This is a genomic window from Patescibacteria group bacterium (assembly GCA_034659915.1).
In the GTDB taxonomy this organism is placed as follows: domain Bacteria; phylum Patescibacteriota; class WWE3; order JAUXAW01; family JAYEID01; genus JAYEID01.
Window position 1 is genome coordinate 23,382 of sequence record JAYEID010000010.1, and the last position, 15,930, is coordinate 39,311.

The 15,930-nt window shown below is 42.6% G+C and carries 10 protein-coding genes and 1 tRNA gene; all 11 read left to right on the forward strand.

Annotated features, from left to right (window positions below; all coding sequences use genetic code 11):
• Positions 1 to 74: 74 nt before the first annotated feature.
• The 11 genes from U9M98_01210 to U9M98_01260 all read left to right on the forward strand — a co-directional run bounded on the left by U9M98_01210 (position 75) and on the right by U9M98_01260 (position 15,926).
• Positions 75 to 2,240 carry an ATP-dependent Clp protease ATP-binding subunit gene (locus U9M98_01210; protein ID MEA2020322.1) on the forward strand — a complete coding sequence of 722 codons (2,166 nt, stop codon included), beginning with the start codon at positions 75 to 77 and terminating at the stop codon, positions 2,238 to 2,240.
• The gene (locus U9M98_01215; GenBank protein MEA2020323.1) at positions 2,228 to 2,773 is read left to right on the forward strand and encodes a ribosome-recycling factor; all 546 of its coding nucleotides are present in this window, start codon (positions 2,228 to 2,230) and stop codon (positions 2,771 to 2,773) included. The genes U9M98_01210 and U9M98_01215 overlap by 13 nt, the downstream gene beginning before the upstream one ends.
• A 36-nt stretch (positions 2,774 to 2,809) precedes the next feature.
• A complete protein-coding gene (gene radA, locus U9M98_01220) occupies positions 2,810 to 4,132 on the forward strand; it encodes a DNA repair protein RadA (GenBank protein ID MEA2020324.1) in 1,323 nt (440 codons plus the stop codon).
• 46 nt (positions 4,133 to 4,178) lie between these two features.
• Positions 4,179 to 5,105: a TRAM domain-containing protein gene (locus U9M98_01225; protein ID MEA2020325.1), complete on the forward strand. Its 927-nt coding sequence runs from the start codon at positions 4,179 to 4,181 to the stop codon at positions 5,103 to 5,105.
• Between the two features lie 1,415 nt (positions 5,106 to 6,520).
• Positions 6,521 to 8,137 carry a DUF11 domain-containing protein gene (locus tag U9M98_01230; protein MEA2020326.1) on the forward strand — a complete coding sequence of 539 codons (1,617 nt, stop codon included), beginning with the start codon at positions 6,521 to 6,523 and terminating at the stop codon, positions 8,135 to 8,137.
• 417 nt (positions 8,138 to 8,554) lie between these two features.
• Positions 8,555 to 9,733 carry a transcription termination factor Rho gene (gene rho, locus U9M98_01235; GenBank protein ID MEA2020327.1) on the forward strand — a complete coding sequence of 393 codons (1,179 nt, stop codon included), beginning with the start codon at positions 8,555 to 8,557 and terminating at the stop codon, positions 9,731 to 9,733.
• Positions 9,734 to 9,826: 93 nt separating this feature from the next.
• A complete protein-coding gene (locus U9M98_01240; protein ID MEA2020328.1) occupies positions 9,827 to 11,083 on the forward strand; it encodes a M23 family metallopeptidase in 1,257 nt (418 codons plus the stop codon).
• A gap of 258 nt (positions 11,084 to 11,341) precedes the next feature.
• Positions 11,342 to 12,484, forward strand: a complete 1,143-nt coding sequence (obgE, locus tag U9M98_01245; protein ID MEA2020329.1) for a GTPase ObgE — start codon at positions 11,342 to 11,344, stop codon at positions 12,482 to 12,484.
• 3 nt (positions 12,485 to 12,487) lie between these two features.
• Positions 12,488 to 12,562: transfer RNA gene (locus tag U9M98_01250), tRNA-Ala, on the forward strand.
• Positions 12,563 to 12,686: 124 nt separating this feature from the next.
• Entirely contained in the window at positions 12,687 to 15,221 is a 2,535-nt protein-coding gene (gene leuS / locus U9M98_01255; protein ID MEA2020330.1) for a leucine--tRNA ligase, read from the forward strand.
• A gap of 27 nt (positions 15,222 to 15,248) precedes the next feature.
• Complete coding sequence (locus tag U9M98_01260) at positions 15,249 to 15,926, forward strand: ComEA family DNA-binding protein (GenBank protein MEA2020331.1); 678 nt, start codon at positions 15,249 to 15,251, stop codon at positions 15,924 to 15,926.
• The last annotated feature ends 4 nt before the right edge of the window (positions 15,927 to 15,930 follow it).

Genomic DNA, 15,930 nt, shown 5'->3' on the forward strand with positions numbered 1-15,930 from the left:
CTTCCTCAAGCGCGGTTTCGCCTCAGGATTTCTTAAATATTTTAAGAGAAGTGGATAGGGGACCAGTACCTAAAATGTTTGATACTTATATTGATAAATGGGAGTGGACAAACGACCCTGTTGAGTTAAAGGATTTGGTAGGTATTGCGTACGATGAGGCAAGGAGACTGGAAAGTTCATATGTAGGGACAGAACATCTTCTGTTGGGTCTTATAAGGCTTCGTTCTCCCAAACACTTGGGTTTTGCAAGAGAGGAGATACGTAACCTTTCTGGAATTCCAACACCGGAACTTCAAAAGGACATGTCTAGTAACACTCCTCTTTTGGATTCATTTGGGACAGATCTTGTTCAGCTTGCCCGAGAGGGGTCTGTTGGTCCGTTGTTTGAGCGTTCGGGAATTTTGTCTCAACTGGAGAGAATTCTCTTGCGAAAGGAAAAGAACAGTCCAGTGTTGGTTGGTGAAAGTGGTGTGGGGAAAACCTGCCTTGTGGAAAGCTTGGCAGCTAAGATTGCTCGAGAAGAAGTCCCAACTCAATTAATGGATAAAAAAATTGTTCGGTTTGAGCTCCCCCGGTTCTTGGGCGCGCTGTCACCTCGAAAGGGTTTGGAAACCGGATTTTCCTCACTTTTAGCTGAGGTTGAGGAAGTTGGTGATGTTATTTTGTTTATTGATGATTTGCACTATCTGATGGGTAAAAGCTCCATTGTTGAAATATCATCTTCCTTGGTGAATGTTCTCAAAGATGCCTTAACACTAGGAAAAGTTCAAATTATTGGTGCTACCACAACCGAGTCTTATAATAAGCACTTGGAGTTTGATGAAGCTTTAATTCGGAGGTTGGAGTACGTTCTTGTTAAAGAACCCTCCCCAGAAGAAACTTTACAAATACTAAATACAGTCTATTCCCAATTGGAAAATTATCATGGTGTTGCCTACAATGAGGGTGTTATAGAAGAAACCATAAATCTCACCAACCGGTACATGCCTAATCAATATTTTCCAGATAAAGCTGTAGAGGTCTTGGATGATTTAGGAGCGGAGGTTCGAGTTCGAGAATCTATGCAAGGAGAATATAGGAAGGCCCGTTCTGGGTTGCGGGAAGTTACTTCCGATTTAGAAGAAGCCATGGAGAAACAGAAGTGGGACCATGCTTTGGATCTAAGGGAACGAAAGAATATTTTGAGAGAGAAGCTTGACGATTTCAATTCTTTACAGGAACGCGTTTCGGTTGAAAAGGGAATGGTTGCGTCTGTAATTTCTAAGAAAACTGGGATCCCATTAATGGATTTAAGGTTAAATGAGGAGAAGCGACTTGAAAATATGGAAGATATTTTGAAGTCTCAAGTGATAGGGCAAGATCACGCTGTCCATTCTTTGGCTAAAGCATTGCGGCGTAGTAGGGTTGGTCTTACTGATCCCCGTCGACCAATTGGGTCTTTCTTATTTTTAGGACCCACAGGGGTTGGTAAGACAGAATTGGCTAGGGCTTTAGCAGAATTTCTTTTTGGCAGTTCCCATAGGTTAGTCCGTTTTGATATGAGTGAATTTAGGGAACGCCACACTACCTCTAGACTAATAGGAGCACCTCCTGGCTATGTTGGTTTTGGTCAAGGTGGGGAGCTTACAGAACGGGTAAGGCAAGAACCCTACAATATAGTATTGTTTGATGAAATGGAAAAAGCTCATCCTGAAGTTTTAAATTTGCTTTTACAAATAATGGAAGAAGGCGAACTGCGCGATGGCCAGGGACGCGTGACTGACTTTAGTAATACTATTGTTATTTTAACTTCAAATGTTGGTGCCGAGCTGATAAATAAGGGAGAGTTGGGTTTTGTTGCTGACCAAAGGGAAGTAACTGAGTACGAGAACACGAAGGAACGCTTATTGGAAAACTTAAAGAAGCAAGTTCGACCCGAGTTCCTGAACCGGTTTAGTGATATCTTGGTATTTCGGTCTCTTAGTGAGGGTGACCTGATAAAAATTGTTGATTTACGTATAGACGAGCTTAGGGAAAGAATGAATTCTCGAGGTTTAGAATTAAAGATAACTGGAGCTGCTAAGAAGCTGTTGACTAAATTGGGTTACAGTAAGGAATACGGAGCACGCCCGCTGCAACGTGTAATTGAGAACCAAATTGAAGCTCCAGTTTCGGAGAAGATTGTTAGCGGCGAAATTACCCAGGGTGACTTAGTTAAGGTTCGAGCTAGAAAGGGGGCGATAGATATATGTCTCGAATAATTTCCAATCTGGAAAGTAACCTGGAGAGTATTTTTGATAAGGTAAGAGAGGATGTCGCAAAGTTAAGAACAGGTTTAGTAAATGCTGAGTTGGTGGAAGATATTCCGGTAGAAGTTTATGATTCAGAGATGTCTATTAAGGAGATTGGTACTATTCGGAAAGTAGGTCCTTCAGAATTGTATATTGAGCCTTGGGACAAAAACAACTTGAAAGAATTAGAGAAAGCGCTCTACCAGGCTGACATTGGTGCGTCTCCTGTAGCTGATCAATCTGGAGTTAGGTTAAAATTTCCCTCTTTGACAGCTGAAAGGCGAGATTCCTTGTTGCGAGATCTCAACGAGAGAATTGAACAGGCAAAGCAGCAAATACGTGCAGCACGTCAAAAAGCAAGGAAAGAGGCTGAGAAGTTGGAACCTACCCAAGGTAAAGATTTTGTTTATCGAATGAAAGAGGATATTGAGGATACAATTAGCAAGTTTAAAGACAAATTACAAGAGTTGAAGGACGCAAAAGAGAAGGAGATAAAAAAATAACTCTTGTGTGAACGTCTGATGTTCTAGATTACTATTATGTCAAAGACTAAGACAGTTTTTGTTTGCCAATCTTGCGGTGCCAAGTTTCCCAAGTGGCAGGGACAATGTAGTCAATGCGGAAATTGGGATACTTTAGCTGAAGAGGTTATTTCCCCAGGGAAAAATAATTCTGACAATATTTCTTCAGTACCTGCTAGTAAGATTTGCAGTATAGATGATATTCAAAGTGATTTTTCGCGCAGCAAAACAGGTATTTTTGAGTTTGACCGTGTGTACGGTGGTGGAATAGTTCCCGGATCAATTACTTTACTGGCAGGGGAGCCGGGGATTGGGAAGAGCACATTACTTTTGCAGTTGGCGCATTCCGTAGCTGCTAGGGAAGAAGAAGTTCTTTTTATTTGTGGTGAGGAGTCACCTGTGCAGATCAATTCCCGGGCAAAACGGCTTGGAATTGTTGGTTCTCCTCTAAAGTTGCTTCCGGAAACCAATGTTGATGCAATTGTGAGCCACCTTTCAAAGCATAACTTTAGCCTGGTTATTGTAGACTCTGTGCAGACCCTTACTACTGAGGATCTTTCTGGTGGTGCCGGTAGTTTAGGGCAGGTTAGGGAAAGTTCCGAAAGATTAAGACGGCTAGCAAAAAGAAGTAATACACCTATTATTTTGGTTGGTCATGTTACTAAAGCTGGTGGTGTAGCAGGACCAAAGGTTTTAGAACATTTAGTAGATGGTGTTTTTACCTTGGAGGGTGACAAGTTTCATACCTTCCGTATTCTTCGAGCTTCTAAGAATAGATTTGGTTCCAGTTTTGAGGTAGGTGTTTTTGAGATGGGGGAAAGTGGTTTGGAGGAAGTGGAGAATCCCTCTGTTCTTTTCCTTTCCCAGCGAAATAAAGACTCACCTGGTTCTGTTGTTACTGCTACATTAGAAGGGACTCGGCCAGTTTTGGTTGAGATACAAGCATTGGCAGCACCCACCAAATTTAAATACCCTCGCCGTTCTGCTTCTGGTTTCAGCAATAAGAGGTTGGAGCTTTTGTGTGCTGTGTTGGAAAGGCGAGTTGGGCTTAGCTTACAGAATCAGGATGTGTATGTTAATGTTGCAGCGGGGATGCGGGTTTCTGAACCTGCCGCGGATTTAGGAGTAGTTTTGGCTCTTTCTTCAGCAGTTTCCGAATCTGTTATTTCACCAGAAATTTGTGCTTTTGGGGAAGTGGGGCTTTCTGGTGAGCTACGCAATGTTGCCCAAAAGGGGCGACGTGAAAAAGAAGGTAAGCGTTTGGGTTTTAGTGAAATTATAGCACCGCCAGAGGTATCAAGTGTAAAGGAAGCACTTTCAAAAAGTGGTATATCTTTGTAAACTACATTTAGTTTGATTCAGGGATTAATTTTTAGGACTTATTTTTATGAAATTATCATCTATAATACTTCGTACTCTCTTAGGAGTGGCAACTGCGACTTTGGGATATGTTGTAACGCATAAATACCCTTCTCAAATTGTTTTATTTGGAATTCCGCAACTTTTTCCCACTATTATTGCTTTTGCTCTAGGTGCCTTTAGTGTTCTTATTTTGCCAATTATTGCCTTACAAATTTCAAGATGGTTCCATGGACTAATTGGTAAAATAGTTATGGAAAACTTAACTAGGTTTTGGGAAGAGCAGTTAACTAGGTTTAGAGAGAGGGAACTCTTTACTCTTTCCGAAGAAGCGGAGGAATCTGATTCGGAATGTGAAGAAGAGTTAGGCGGTATAGTTTTAGATACTTCTGTCATTATTGATGGGCGTGTTTTGGATATTGTTGAAGCAGGCTTTTTGCCCCAACGATTTATTATTCCTCGATTTATTGTTGAAGAGCTGCAAGATGTTGCTGATTCAGAGGACGATATTCGGAGGAAAAAGGGTAGGCGAGGCTTAAAAGTTTTGGAAAAGTTGAGAAAGAAAAAAGGAGAGCTTTTTGAAGTATGGTCGGGTGATATTAAGGGAAAAGATATTGACCGCAAATTAATTTCTCTTGCAAAAAGGCGAGAAGCTCTTCTTTTAACTATTGATTTTAATTTAAACAAAGCAGCTAGAGTTACTGGTGTTGAGGTTTTAAATATTAACGAGCTAGCTAATGCGTTAAGAATTCCTTTTGTTCCGGGGGAAACTTTAACTATTAAACTTATTCAACCGGGAAAGGAAGAAGGACAAGGCGTTGGATACTTGGAAGACGGTACTATGATTGTGGTTGAGGGAGGCGAAGAAAAGATAGGGGATCAGGTGAAAGCGGAAGTTACTAGGAGTTTGCAGACAGAAGCGGGGCAAATGATATTTGCAACTCTCAGCGAGTAGGTTGGTAACTAGTAGCTAGTAGCTAGTAGCCAGTAACAAATAGCTCATCCCCCGCGTTGTTGGATTAGTAATTAGAGACTAGACCTGCCTGTCGGCAAGTTTGTTACTCTCCATTTCTCCTTTTTAATATCACTGAATCCGAAATCGTGAAATAAAAAAAACTAAAAAACTCACATAGTAAAACTACAAGACAGTTAAATTTTGTGGATATCTTCAGATATAGGGCTTGACAACTCTTAGCCCCTGTGGTAAAAAGGATTTAGAGCTTCTAAATTCGTTATTTACTGTTCGTGTGTAAATAAGTGCAAGGAGGGAGGAAATGAGAAAAGCACTTTTAATAATAGCGATGGTATTTTTTGTGGCAGCTATCTCCGTTTCTGGTTGTTACAGAAGGATTGCTCCGGACGTAACACCCACAGTACCCACCCAAACACCATGGGTGATTACTGAGGAAACGGAGGTTACGCGTGAGGTTACGCGGATGGTAGAAGCCGCAACGCACACACCCACAGCCATGTCCCCCACACCTACCCCGGCAAGTGTTCCTCTGGCGGAAGGGTTGTTTCAAAGTGGAGATCGCTTTAATGCAATCAAAACTTTGTGGCAACTCGAGTCCCGTTTGGGTTTTGAAAATCTCTCCGAAGAGGCGATTCGCCTGATGGAGAGGATCAAAGTCTCTTTCGAACGGGATTTTCCCCAGATGAATGCGGGGAGACAGATGGAGGGAGGCGGTTGGTGGCAAAGTGAGCTTATCAGGCTCGTAGAGCGGGAAAGCGGTTGCCAGGTAAAACTGTTGGATTTGGTGGTAGTTACAGAGGAGTCTTCTCTGATTAATTACTACGATCTGGCCGGGCGCTCGGAAGTGGGGAGTTTTGCTGGGGTGAGCAGCGCTGCGTTGCGCGGCGCACCTGCAGTGCGGGTGACCTTGGTTTGTGATGGGGAGGAGCAGGAAGCTTATTGGCTTCTCCTTTGTGCTAACAGGTTTCCGCGGGTACCGGAAGTAAGAACCCCGGCTCCTGTGAAGACGGTAACGCCGACGGTTAGGCCTACAGTAACGCCGACAAAAGAAAGGCTGACGCCTACGCCTAAGGATACGACCACACCTGGTCCTACCCCGTCGCCACAGCCGGCGACGAGTGTACCAACAGCAACGGCGCAGCCGGAGAAGACACCGACTCCGCGTCCGACTGACGCACCGCCCACGCCCACGCCAGTGCTGGCAACTTCAACACCTGTCCCACCTGTGGTGGATACACCGGCCCCGAACCCCACGGCAACCCCGCCGCAGCCATGACAGTTATGAGGAGAGAGATGGGTAGTTAGCCTGCAAAAGCGGTCTAACCGCCCTTCTTTCATTGGAAGTTAAAAAATTTAGCTTTTAGCGAAAGAAGACTTTTTATTGGTTAAAAATAATTATGAAAATAAAGAAATTTGTTAAAACTACCGTTGCTTTTGCAGTTCTTTTTGGTTTTGGTTTGTTTGTTGCCCGTGAGGTCGCTACTTTGGGGGTGGAGGCTGATGCTTCAGGAGGTGTGATTGAGGACAGTTCCAATGTTTTTCGTGCTGCAAATATTACCCAAGGCGAGACTGAATATAGTAGCGAGATTAATGCTAAGCCGGGCGAAGCAATTCAGTTTATGGCAATGGTGCACCTTGGTGCTGAGAATACCAGCGCAGAGGATGTGCGCGTTCGTGTTGATCTAGATGATTCCAAGATTGTTGCTAACGGTAAGTATGAGTTGGTTGCCAAGACTTACATTAATTCTTCAGAAAATGATGTTCGGGATAGTGCAAAAGTGGTAGTTCCTTCTAATCAGGATTTAGTGTTTATTCCTGAGCACGGTGTAATTGTTACTTCTAACGGTAATTTGCCCTCCAATGTTTCCAAAACTCCTTATGAGTGGTCCAATCCGGATGAGCTTTTTAAAGATGGGGTGGACCTAGGCTCTGTAGAAAGTATTTCCACAGTTTATATAAGTTTTAAGGCATATGTTTCAAATAAAACTGCGGATATGACTATTAGTAAAGAGGTTGCGAATGTTACGCAAGCGGATGGCAAATGGCACAAATCTGTGTGGGCAGATGCTGGAGACCGTGTCAGGTTCCAAATTGTAGTGAAGAATACGGGAGGCAGTGAACTTAATGATGTTTTGATTACAGATAGCCTCCCCGCAGGTCTGACTTATATTAAGGGGAGTTCGGAATACTCCACTCCTTACAGCAATGGGTTTAAGAAGCTTGCGGATAGTTGGATTACGGGGGAGGGGGGGGTTTCTCAGGCTAATCTTGGGAAACTTTCTTCAGGGGAGGGTTACAACGCAATTATTGTATTTGATACGCGTATCGATGAAAAAGAGTTGGAGGACTGTGTAACATATACAAATGTTGCCCAGGCTAAGGCTAATGAGTACCCAAATTGGATTTATGGTGAAGCAGCAGTTGATGTTTGTTTTGAAAAAGAAGAAAAAGTAACAGATCTTGAAATTGAAAAATTTGTAAAATGGGAGGATACAGATGATTGGTACGAAAGTATTGATAAAGATACGCATCTTTTTGATCCCGAAGAGTTAGTAGAGTACAAGATTGTTGTTAGGAATAAGGGTAATGCCGACGCACACAATGTAACAGTTAAGGATGAAGCACCAACATATATTTCTTGGGAAAAGGGAGATGGGGATTGGGATTCTGATAATCGTAAAATAAAATTCGACCTTGGGACTGTAAAAGCAGGGGAAGAGATCAGCTTGGATTATATTTCAAAAGTTTTTGACGAGGAAGACCTTCCCTTTACTGATAGGATGCAGAAGAATGTTGCTACTTTGTACGAGGATAGTGATCGTATAGATGATGATCACACCCAAGTTTGGATAAACGGACCAGAGATCAAAGCTGCGAAGGTGGAAAGGGAGGTAAAAGAACTTCCCGAGGCGGGTGCCGACAGTTTAGGTTTATTGCTAATTGCTGTGGGAATGGTTATTACTGGTTGGGGGCTTCGAAAGTGCTCCTGGGCGTGGAGTAGAAAAATTAGGTAGCTTGAGGTATAATTAATAACAGGCAGCAGTAATTATCTTCTTTTGCAGGACGGATTCGGAATGGGGAGGGTAGGTATTGGGCAGGGCCTATCCTCTCCCTTCCGGAATCGTGCTTGGTTAGAGAAACTTGCGCCTGGAAAAGGGAGGGCAAGTTAGTTACTGCTATTTTGCTAACTTTTCAAGGTAAGTGGGGGCAGTGCTTATCTTGTTAAAGTTGGCTTATTTTTTGCAGGTAACCTTGCCTTCCCCTTTTTGGGTTTGACAGGTATCAGGGCGTGTGCTAGTTTAGGTGTAGATCATAACCTCTTGATTGATCGTTCTTCCCTTTCTTAATACGTTTTAGCGTATTTTGATTATTAGTGGTGGAATATTTTGGTTTTTATCTTATGGATTGTTGTTTCCTACTACTTACCATTTATGGCTAAGAATTCTAACAATAATAACAACAGAAATAATTATCGGGATTTTGGCGGGGAAAACACCTTCCCAGTTAAAGGTGTTCTGGAAATTCGCGGGGATTTTGGTGTTTTGCACCAGACAAAACCGCCCGAGGATAAAGATTTGCCTCGAGATGTTTATGTTTCTGATTCGCAAATAAGGCGGTTTGGGTTAAGGACTGGGGACGAAGTTGCGGGCGTAGGGAGACCTCCAAAAGAAGGGGAACGGTATTTATCTCTCTTGCGGGTGGATAAGGTTGAGTCGGAAGATCCAGAGAAAGCTTCGGAACGACCAAAATTTGAAGATCTAACCCCAGTTTTTCCCGATGAGTGGCTTAAGTTAGAGACAGATCCTGATATTTTAACTACTCGTATTGTGGATTTGTTTTCTCCGGTGGGACGTGGGCAGCGTGGTTTAATTGTTTCCCCGCCTTATGCAGGGAAGACTTGGCTTTTGAAAGACATTGCAAATGGAATAGAAGAGAATTATGCGGATGATGTAGGTTTGATGGTGGTATTAATTGGAGAACGTCCGGAGGAGGTAACTGATATGAGAAGGAGTGTTGATGGGGAAGTGCACGCATCCAATTTTGATGAACACCCGAAGGATCATACTAAGACTGCAGAATTTGCCTTAGAAATAGCGAAAAGGCGAGCTGAGGCAGGCGAAGATGTAATTATTTTACTTGATAGTATAACCAGGTTAGCCCGTGCTTATAATCTTGTTTTACCCCCCTCAGGTAGAACCCTTTCTGGCGGTTTTGATCCGCAAGCTTTGTACCCACCTAAGCATTTTTTTGGGGCAGCAAGAAATTTTGAGGATGCTGGTTCTTTAACTATCTTGGCTACAGCTCTAGTTCAAACTGGTTCTAGAATGGATGAACTGATTTACGAGGAATTTAAGGGTACGGGAAACATGGAGCTTCACTTAGACCGCGAGCTAGCTGAGCGAAGAATATTTCCTGCTATTGATATAAAGAAGTCTCAGACGCGGCACGAGGAGCTTTTATTGCCTGAGGATGCGTTGGAAAACGTGTATAGGCTGCGACGGATGGTGGATACTCTTTCTGAAGGTGAGGCTACCCAAATTGTTCTAAATCGCCTTAAGAAAACTGAGAACAATGAAGAGTTTTTGGAGACTCTCCACGAGAGAATGTAATTTTTCCCCTTTACCTCGTTTCTTTTTTTTTGAAAAATAACTGGTTTTATGGTATAAAATACGCGCCTCTGTTTATTGTTTTGAAGCTTTTATATGAGTACCAACAAGTCCTTTTTTAGGAAGAAGAAAGGTACTTTTCTACAACTTGAGAAATTGCTGTCAAAGCTCCCTCAGATATTGTTAATTGGAGAACGAGAGGTAGAGGAACTAGGGCGGCAGCAGTTGATTCTTTTTGGTCTTGAAAATTCCAGATCCTCTTCCTTTTCTTCTGACTTCTTTGTTTTTTGTTATTTTTTAGTCCAGTTTTTGGGAAGGAAACTGCGGATACTAGCTTTAGCACCTTTTTCTGGGGTTAAATTTTTGTATTGTTTTGGTAAAGATTGCAAGCAATATTTGGTGCAGAATCTAGTGTGGGGTGGTGGTCGTTTGTTTGCACCTGTAACCAGGTTTGGAATTCTTGTTTTTGCTCTGGGAGTTTTTGTGCTTGGTGGAACAGGTTTAGTTCGAAGTAAGAGTATTTACACAGCTTTTGACAAAGATGGTGATATACTTGCTCATTCGGTAAGTTCTTCTCCCGTATCTTTTACAAATACTCCTTCAGGTGACCCGATTGAATATGTTGTCAAGGAGGGAGATACCCTATCTTCTATTGGTGATCAGTTTAAGGTTAGCATTGCTAGTATTCGATATGTAAATGACTTGGGAAATGTTAATTATATTAAGCCGGGTCAGAAATTAACTATTCCTCCTGTAAGTGGGATTCTTCATACTGTTGAGAAGGGAGATACAGTTCGGAGTCTAGCAAATAAGTATGATGTTGCTCCTCAGAGTATTGTTGACTTTAATTATCTTTTTCATCCCTTTAATTTAGAGGTTGGGCAAGTAATTGTAGTACCTGGCGGAAGTGTGCCTGAACAGGAGCCTGCTACCTCCCACCTTGCATCTGGTCGGACATCTACACGGCAGCAGGAAGTAACACCTTCTGTAGGTACAGGTCAATTTTCCTGGCCCACTAATAGTAGAGGTATTAGCCAATACTTTCACCGATGGCATCCTGCTATTGATATTTCGAGATTTAGTCCTATTTATGCAATTGACAGTGGTACAGTGGTTGAAGCTCGGTATAGTGGTTGGAATTATGGCTATGGTAAGTTGGTACGGATAGATCACGGCAATGGTTATACGTCTTTGTATGCTCATCTTTCTTCAGTTAAAGTACAACCGGGACAAAATGTAAGCCGCGGGCAAATTATTGGAAATATGGGTAATACTGGTCGATCTTTTGGAACACACCTTCACTTAGAGATAACTTATCAAGGACGGCATATTAATCCTCTCTCTGTACTTTAGTAGTTGGTAATTAGAGACTAGTAACTAGTAACTAGTAACTAGTAACTAGTAATTAGTAATTAGTAACTAGTAATTAGATATCCGCCATTCCGCTATCAGCAATTAACAATCAACAATAAGCAATCAGCAATCAACAATAAGCAATTATTTTCCACTTCCCTTTATTCCTTATTCGTAGTGTATTTGCCATACGAATAGGATTTATACCTTAATTATTCGTAACGTATTAGCTATCCCAGTTTTTGTTATAATTAGGCTATGATTGATCATGCAGAAATAGTAGTAGAGGGCGGAAACGGTGGTCCTGGTATTGTTTCTTTTCGCCGCGAGAAATTTAGGCCACGCGGCGGTCCAGACGGTGGTAGGGGGGGCAAAGGAGGAGACGTGTATTTCGTTGCAGATGAAAATCTTACTACCTTAGCAGATCTTACTCGCGAGAGATATTTTCAAGCACCATCGGGAGAGCGTGGGAAGTCTGGTGGAAAGCGCGGCAAATCAGGAAAAGATTTAACTCTTAAAGTCCCAGTTGGAACTGAAGTTTGGCAGAAGACAGAAGATGATGATCTGCGGTTATTGGCGGATCTCTGCGACCACGGTGAACAAGTTCTGGTTGCTAAAGGAGGGCGTGGGGGGCGGGGTAATCGTGCGCTTAGAACTACGGATAACCCCTTGCCACGTGAAGCAGAGGAAGGCCAACCGGGCGAGAGAAAAAGAATAGTTTTGGAATTAAAGCTAATAGCAGATGTGGGTATTGTAGGTTTTCCAAATGCAGGTAAGTCTACACTTCTAAGAGCTCTGACTCATGCAGATCCCAAGATAGCTTCTTACCCCTTTACTACCCTTGAACCTAATCTTGGAGTTTTTAGAAAGAACTCTAAGGCTATTGTTCTTGCTGACATACCCGGGTTAATAGAGGGTGCGTCCGAGGGTAGGGGATTAGGTGATGAGTTTCTTAGGCATATTGAGCGAACAAGAATAATTTTGCATGTCATAGATCCCACTTCTGCGGCGTTGGAGTTAAACAAGCCATGTTCGGTAGAGACTACTATGAAGGCTTACAATCTTCTCAGAGAGGAGCTTGGGGACTATTCTAAGAATCTTTTAGAAAGCCCGGAGCTAATAGTTATAAATAAGGTAGACTTGCCAGATGTGGCAGGTCTAAAGGAAGGTTTAGAGGAGAAATTCGCAAGTCGCGATATCCCCATAACTTTTGTTTCAGCACTTACTGGTGAGGGGCTGGGGACTTTGGGAGATATATTACTGGAAAAGGTAAAAACTGCTCCTAGACCAGAAAAAAGGGAAGAACCCTTACCTGTGTTTGGTATTTCAGATCTTAAAAATAAGCAAATTGTTTTTAGGGAAGGCTTGCCTGTGGTAAAATGGTCGGGAAAGAGCCCGTAACGCGGGGTCGTAGCTCAATGGGAGAGCACCTCATTCGCATTGAGGAGGTTAGGGGTTCGAATCCCCTCGACTCCACCACCCCGACATATAGAATTAGCAGACCGACTCCCGTCGGGGCCTGCCCCGCACAGTTTTACATGTAGGGGGTGCGCTGCAGGAAGCGTTCTTATGCTTTGTATTGCGGTGCAATTTACAACAAATTATGGAAAATTACAAACCACACAAAATTGAAGAAAAGTGGCAAGAAAGATGGGAAAAAGACTTATCTTTTCAGGTGGATGAAGATAGGGCTGAGCAAAAGTTTTACGCATTAGTTGAGTTTCCCTATCCCTCGGGAAAGGGGCTCCACTTGGGGCATGCATTTACTTGTACAATTATGGATGTCTTTGCGCGAAAAAAGCGTATGGAAGGTTTTAATGTTTTACACCCCATGGGTTGGGACGCTTTTGGATTACCTACTGAGAATTATGCTATCCGGACAGGTATTCACCCAAGAGTAGCCACGGAACGGAACACAGACCGCTTTCGGGAGCAAATGAAGGCTTTAGCCCTTTCTTATAATTGGGAGCGGGAAATTAATACAACAGACCCTGATTATTATAAGTGGACTCAATGGATATTTATCCAGTTTTTTAAGCATGGGTTAGCTTACAAGAGGGAAATGCCTATTAATTGGTGTCCATCTTGCAAGATTGGTTTGGCGAATGAAGAGGTGGTTAATGGGAAGTGTGAGCGTTGTGGCGAGGATGTGACAAGGAAGAACTTATCCCAATGGCTTTTGCGGATAACTGCTTATGCTGATCGTCTTGCTGATGAGTTAGATTTAGTGGATTTTCCAGAATCAATAAAAGCAGCGCAAAGAAATTGGATTGGGAGAACAGAGGGAATAGTAATTGATTATCCAGTAGAGGGATCGGAAGAAACAATATCCTGTTACACAACGCGCCCTGATACTAACTTTGGAGCTACCTTTGTTGTTTTGGCTCCCGAGCACCCTATGCTAAAAAATCTCAAATCCCAAATACCAAGTTCCAAATGGAAGGAAGTAAAGACGTATGTTGAGCAGGCAAAGAAGAAATTCGAGTTGGAGAGGCAGGAATTGCAGAAAGAAAAAACGGGGGTCTTTACTGGTTTATATTGTGTGAATAGGCTTACAGACGAAAAAATTCCTATCTGGGTTGCGGACTTTGTCGTTCCCACTTCTGGTACTGGTGCTGTAGTTGGTGTTCCTGCTCATGATGAACGTGACTATGCGTTTGCGAATAAGTATGACTTGAATATAAAGCCAGTTATAAAACCGCAAGATAAAGATTGGGATTTTTCGGAAGCTCCGTATGTTGAGGAGGAAAAGAGCGTAGTTATAAATTCCGATTTCTTAAATGGGATGTGCGTTCCCGAAGCTATAGAGAAGGTTACTGATTACATAATAAAGAATGGCTGGGGAGAGCGATCTAAAAATTATCACCTCCGGGATTGGATTTTTTCCCGCCAGCATTATTGGGGGGAGCCCATTCCCATGGTTTATTGTAAAAAATGTGCCCAGAAAGGGGTCACTTGGTGGGACACAGAGGATGGGCAAGAGTTCCAAAGTGACTTATTGGACGGTGACCAAGGTGTGGTGAAGAGTGGTCTGGAAGGATGGTTTCCGGTAAAGGATGAGGAACTTCCGATTGAACTTCCTGCTGTAGAGAACTACGAACCGACCAAGACTGGTCACTCTCCGTTAGCGGGTGTCGAGCCTTGGGTTGAAACCAAGTGTCCTGTATGTGGTGCCAAGGCGCAGAGGGAAACCGATACTATGCCAAATTGGGCAGGCTCTTCTTGGTATTACTTGCGTTATTGCGACCCAAGTAATAGTTCCAAATTAGCCAGCTACCACAGCCTAAAATACTGGCTGCCTGTAGATATTTATCTTGGCGGTGCCGAGCATACAACACTCCACTTGCTTTATTCCCGGTTTTGGCACAAGTTTCTTAATGATATTGGAGTGGTACCGTATAAGGAACCTTACCAAAAGAGGCGTAATCATGGAGTTATCTTAGGTGAAGATGGTTCTCGAATGAGTAAATCACGGGAAAATGTTGTTAATCCAGAAGATGTTATTGATAAGTTAGGTGTAGATACTCTTCGACTCTATCTTATGTTTATGGGACCGTACGATGAAACTATGCCTTGGAGCACTTCCGGAGTTCGGGGTTGTTACCGGTTTTTGGATCGAGTATGGCGTTACATTGCAGGGGAAGATTATTTGGTCAATGAAGAAACTAGGTTGGAGTTAAAAAAGAGGCTTCACCGAGTTATAAAAAAGGTAGGCGATGATATTAACGCTATGAAGTATAACACAGCTATAGCAGCTCTAATGGGTTTTCTTAACCATGTAGAGGATTTAGGTGGATTGTCTTCAGCAGATTGGGGAGTGTTTTTAAGGTTGCTTGCTCCTTTTGCTCCACATGTAGTGGAAGAACTTTGGTGCGAGTCGTTGGGTAATGAGTTTTCAATTCATGCGCAGCCTTGGCCCAAATATGACCAAGACTTGGCAAAAAAAGAAGAAGTGACTATTGCAGTACAAATTGATGGCAAATTGCGCGACACTTTTAGAGCACCCCCAGGGATTGAAAAGGAAAATGCTGTTAATTGTGCTAAGGGCTCTGAGAAAGTTAAAAAATACCTACTTGGCAAAGATGTTGAGAGAGTGGTATGGGTTCAAGACCGACTGCTAAATTTTGTTATTAAGTAGTAACTATTTGTTGATTAGCCTGTTCATATGGGTAAGAAAGAGTCTTTTGAAACTATTTGGGACTTTTTAGAAAGTCACTTCAGGTTTTGCCTCCTTTTCCTTTCTGTTTTGTTACTTTTTGTTAGCGGTATGCTTTTGGCAAGGATTTGGCAATTTAAAAACAAACCTCGGCTGGAGTACAGTGTGCAGGAAGAGGAAACATCCAATAATGGCTCAGATAATAAGAACAATGTTGGTTATTGTTTTGTTGATGTTTCCGGCGCTGTGGTTAATCCCGGTGTTTATGAGCTAGAGAAGGGCTCACGCGTTAAGGATGCCATTGCTTCTGCTGGGGGGTTTTCTTCTCATGTTGATGAAGATTGGGTTGCAAAGAATTTGAACTTAGCTGCTGCAGTTACTGATGGTCAAAAAATCTATATTCTAGAGGAAGGTGAAGTTACAAAAATTGCTGGTACTAGTGCAGATAATTTGCCAGATAACTATGGAGGGGGTGGGGGGGCGGGTGTCTCCGAGAACAAAATAAATTTAAACCAAGCTTCAAAAGATGTTTTGGAAACATTGCCGGGAATAGGTCCTGCATTGGCAGAAAGAATTATTGAATATCGCAACCAGACTCCGTTTGAAACTGTAGAGGAGATTACAGCAGTAAAAGGTATAGGTGAAAAGACTTTACAAGATCTAAGGGATAGGGTTTTTGTTCCCTAATGCA

What these genes read in the sequence shown, in the direction of transcription:
- U9M98_01210 (MEA2020322.1), top strand. Translation starts at nt 75, where the DNA reads ATGTTTGATACTTATATTGATAAATGGGAGTGGACAAACGACCCTGTT.
- U9M98_01215 (MEA2020323.1), top strand. Translation starts at nt 2,228, where the DNA reads ATGTCTCGAATAATTTCCAATCTGGAAAGTAACCTGGAGAGTATTTTT.
- radA (MEA2020324.1), top strand. Translation starts at nt 2,810, where the DNA reads ATGTCAAAGACTAAGACAGTTTTTGTTTGCCAATCTTGCGGTGCCAAG.
- U9M98_01225 (MEA2020325.1), top strand. Translation starts at nt 4,179, where the DNA reads ATGAAATTATCATCTATAATACTTCGTACTCTCTTAGGAGTGGCAACT.
- U9M98_01230 (MEA2020326.1), top strand. Translation starts at nt 6,521, where the DNA reads ATGAAAATAAAGAAATTTGTTAAAACTACCGTTGCTTTTGCAGTTCTT.
- rho (MEA2020327.1), top strand. Translation starts at nt 8,555, where the DNA reads ATGGCTAAGAATTCTAACAATAATAACAACAGAAATAATTATCGGGAT.
- U9M98_01240 (MEA2020328.1), top strand. Translation starts at nt 9,827, where the DNA reads ATGAGTACCAACAAGTCCTTTTTTAGGAAGAAGAAAGGTACTTTTCTA.
- obgE (MEA2020329.1), top strand. Translation starts at nt 11,342, where the DNA reads ATGATTGATCATGCAGAAATAGTAGTAGAGGGCGGAAACGGTGGTCCT.
- leuS (MEA2020330.1), top strand. Translation starts at nt 12,687, where the DNA reads ATGGAAAATTACAAACCACACAAAATTGAAGAAAAGTGGCAAGAAAGA.
- U9M98_01260 (MEA2020331.1), top strand. Translation starts at nt 15,249, where the DNA reads ATGGGTAAGAAAGAGTCTTTTGAAACTATTTGGGACTTTTTAGAAAGT.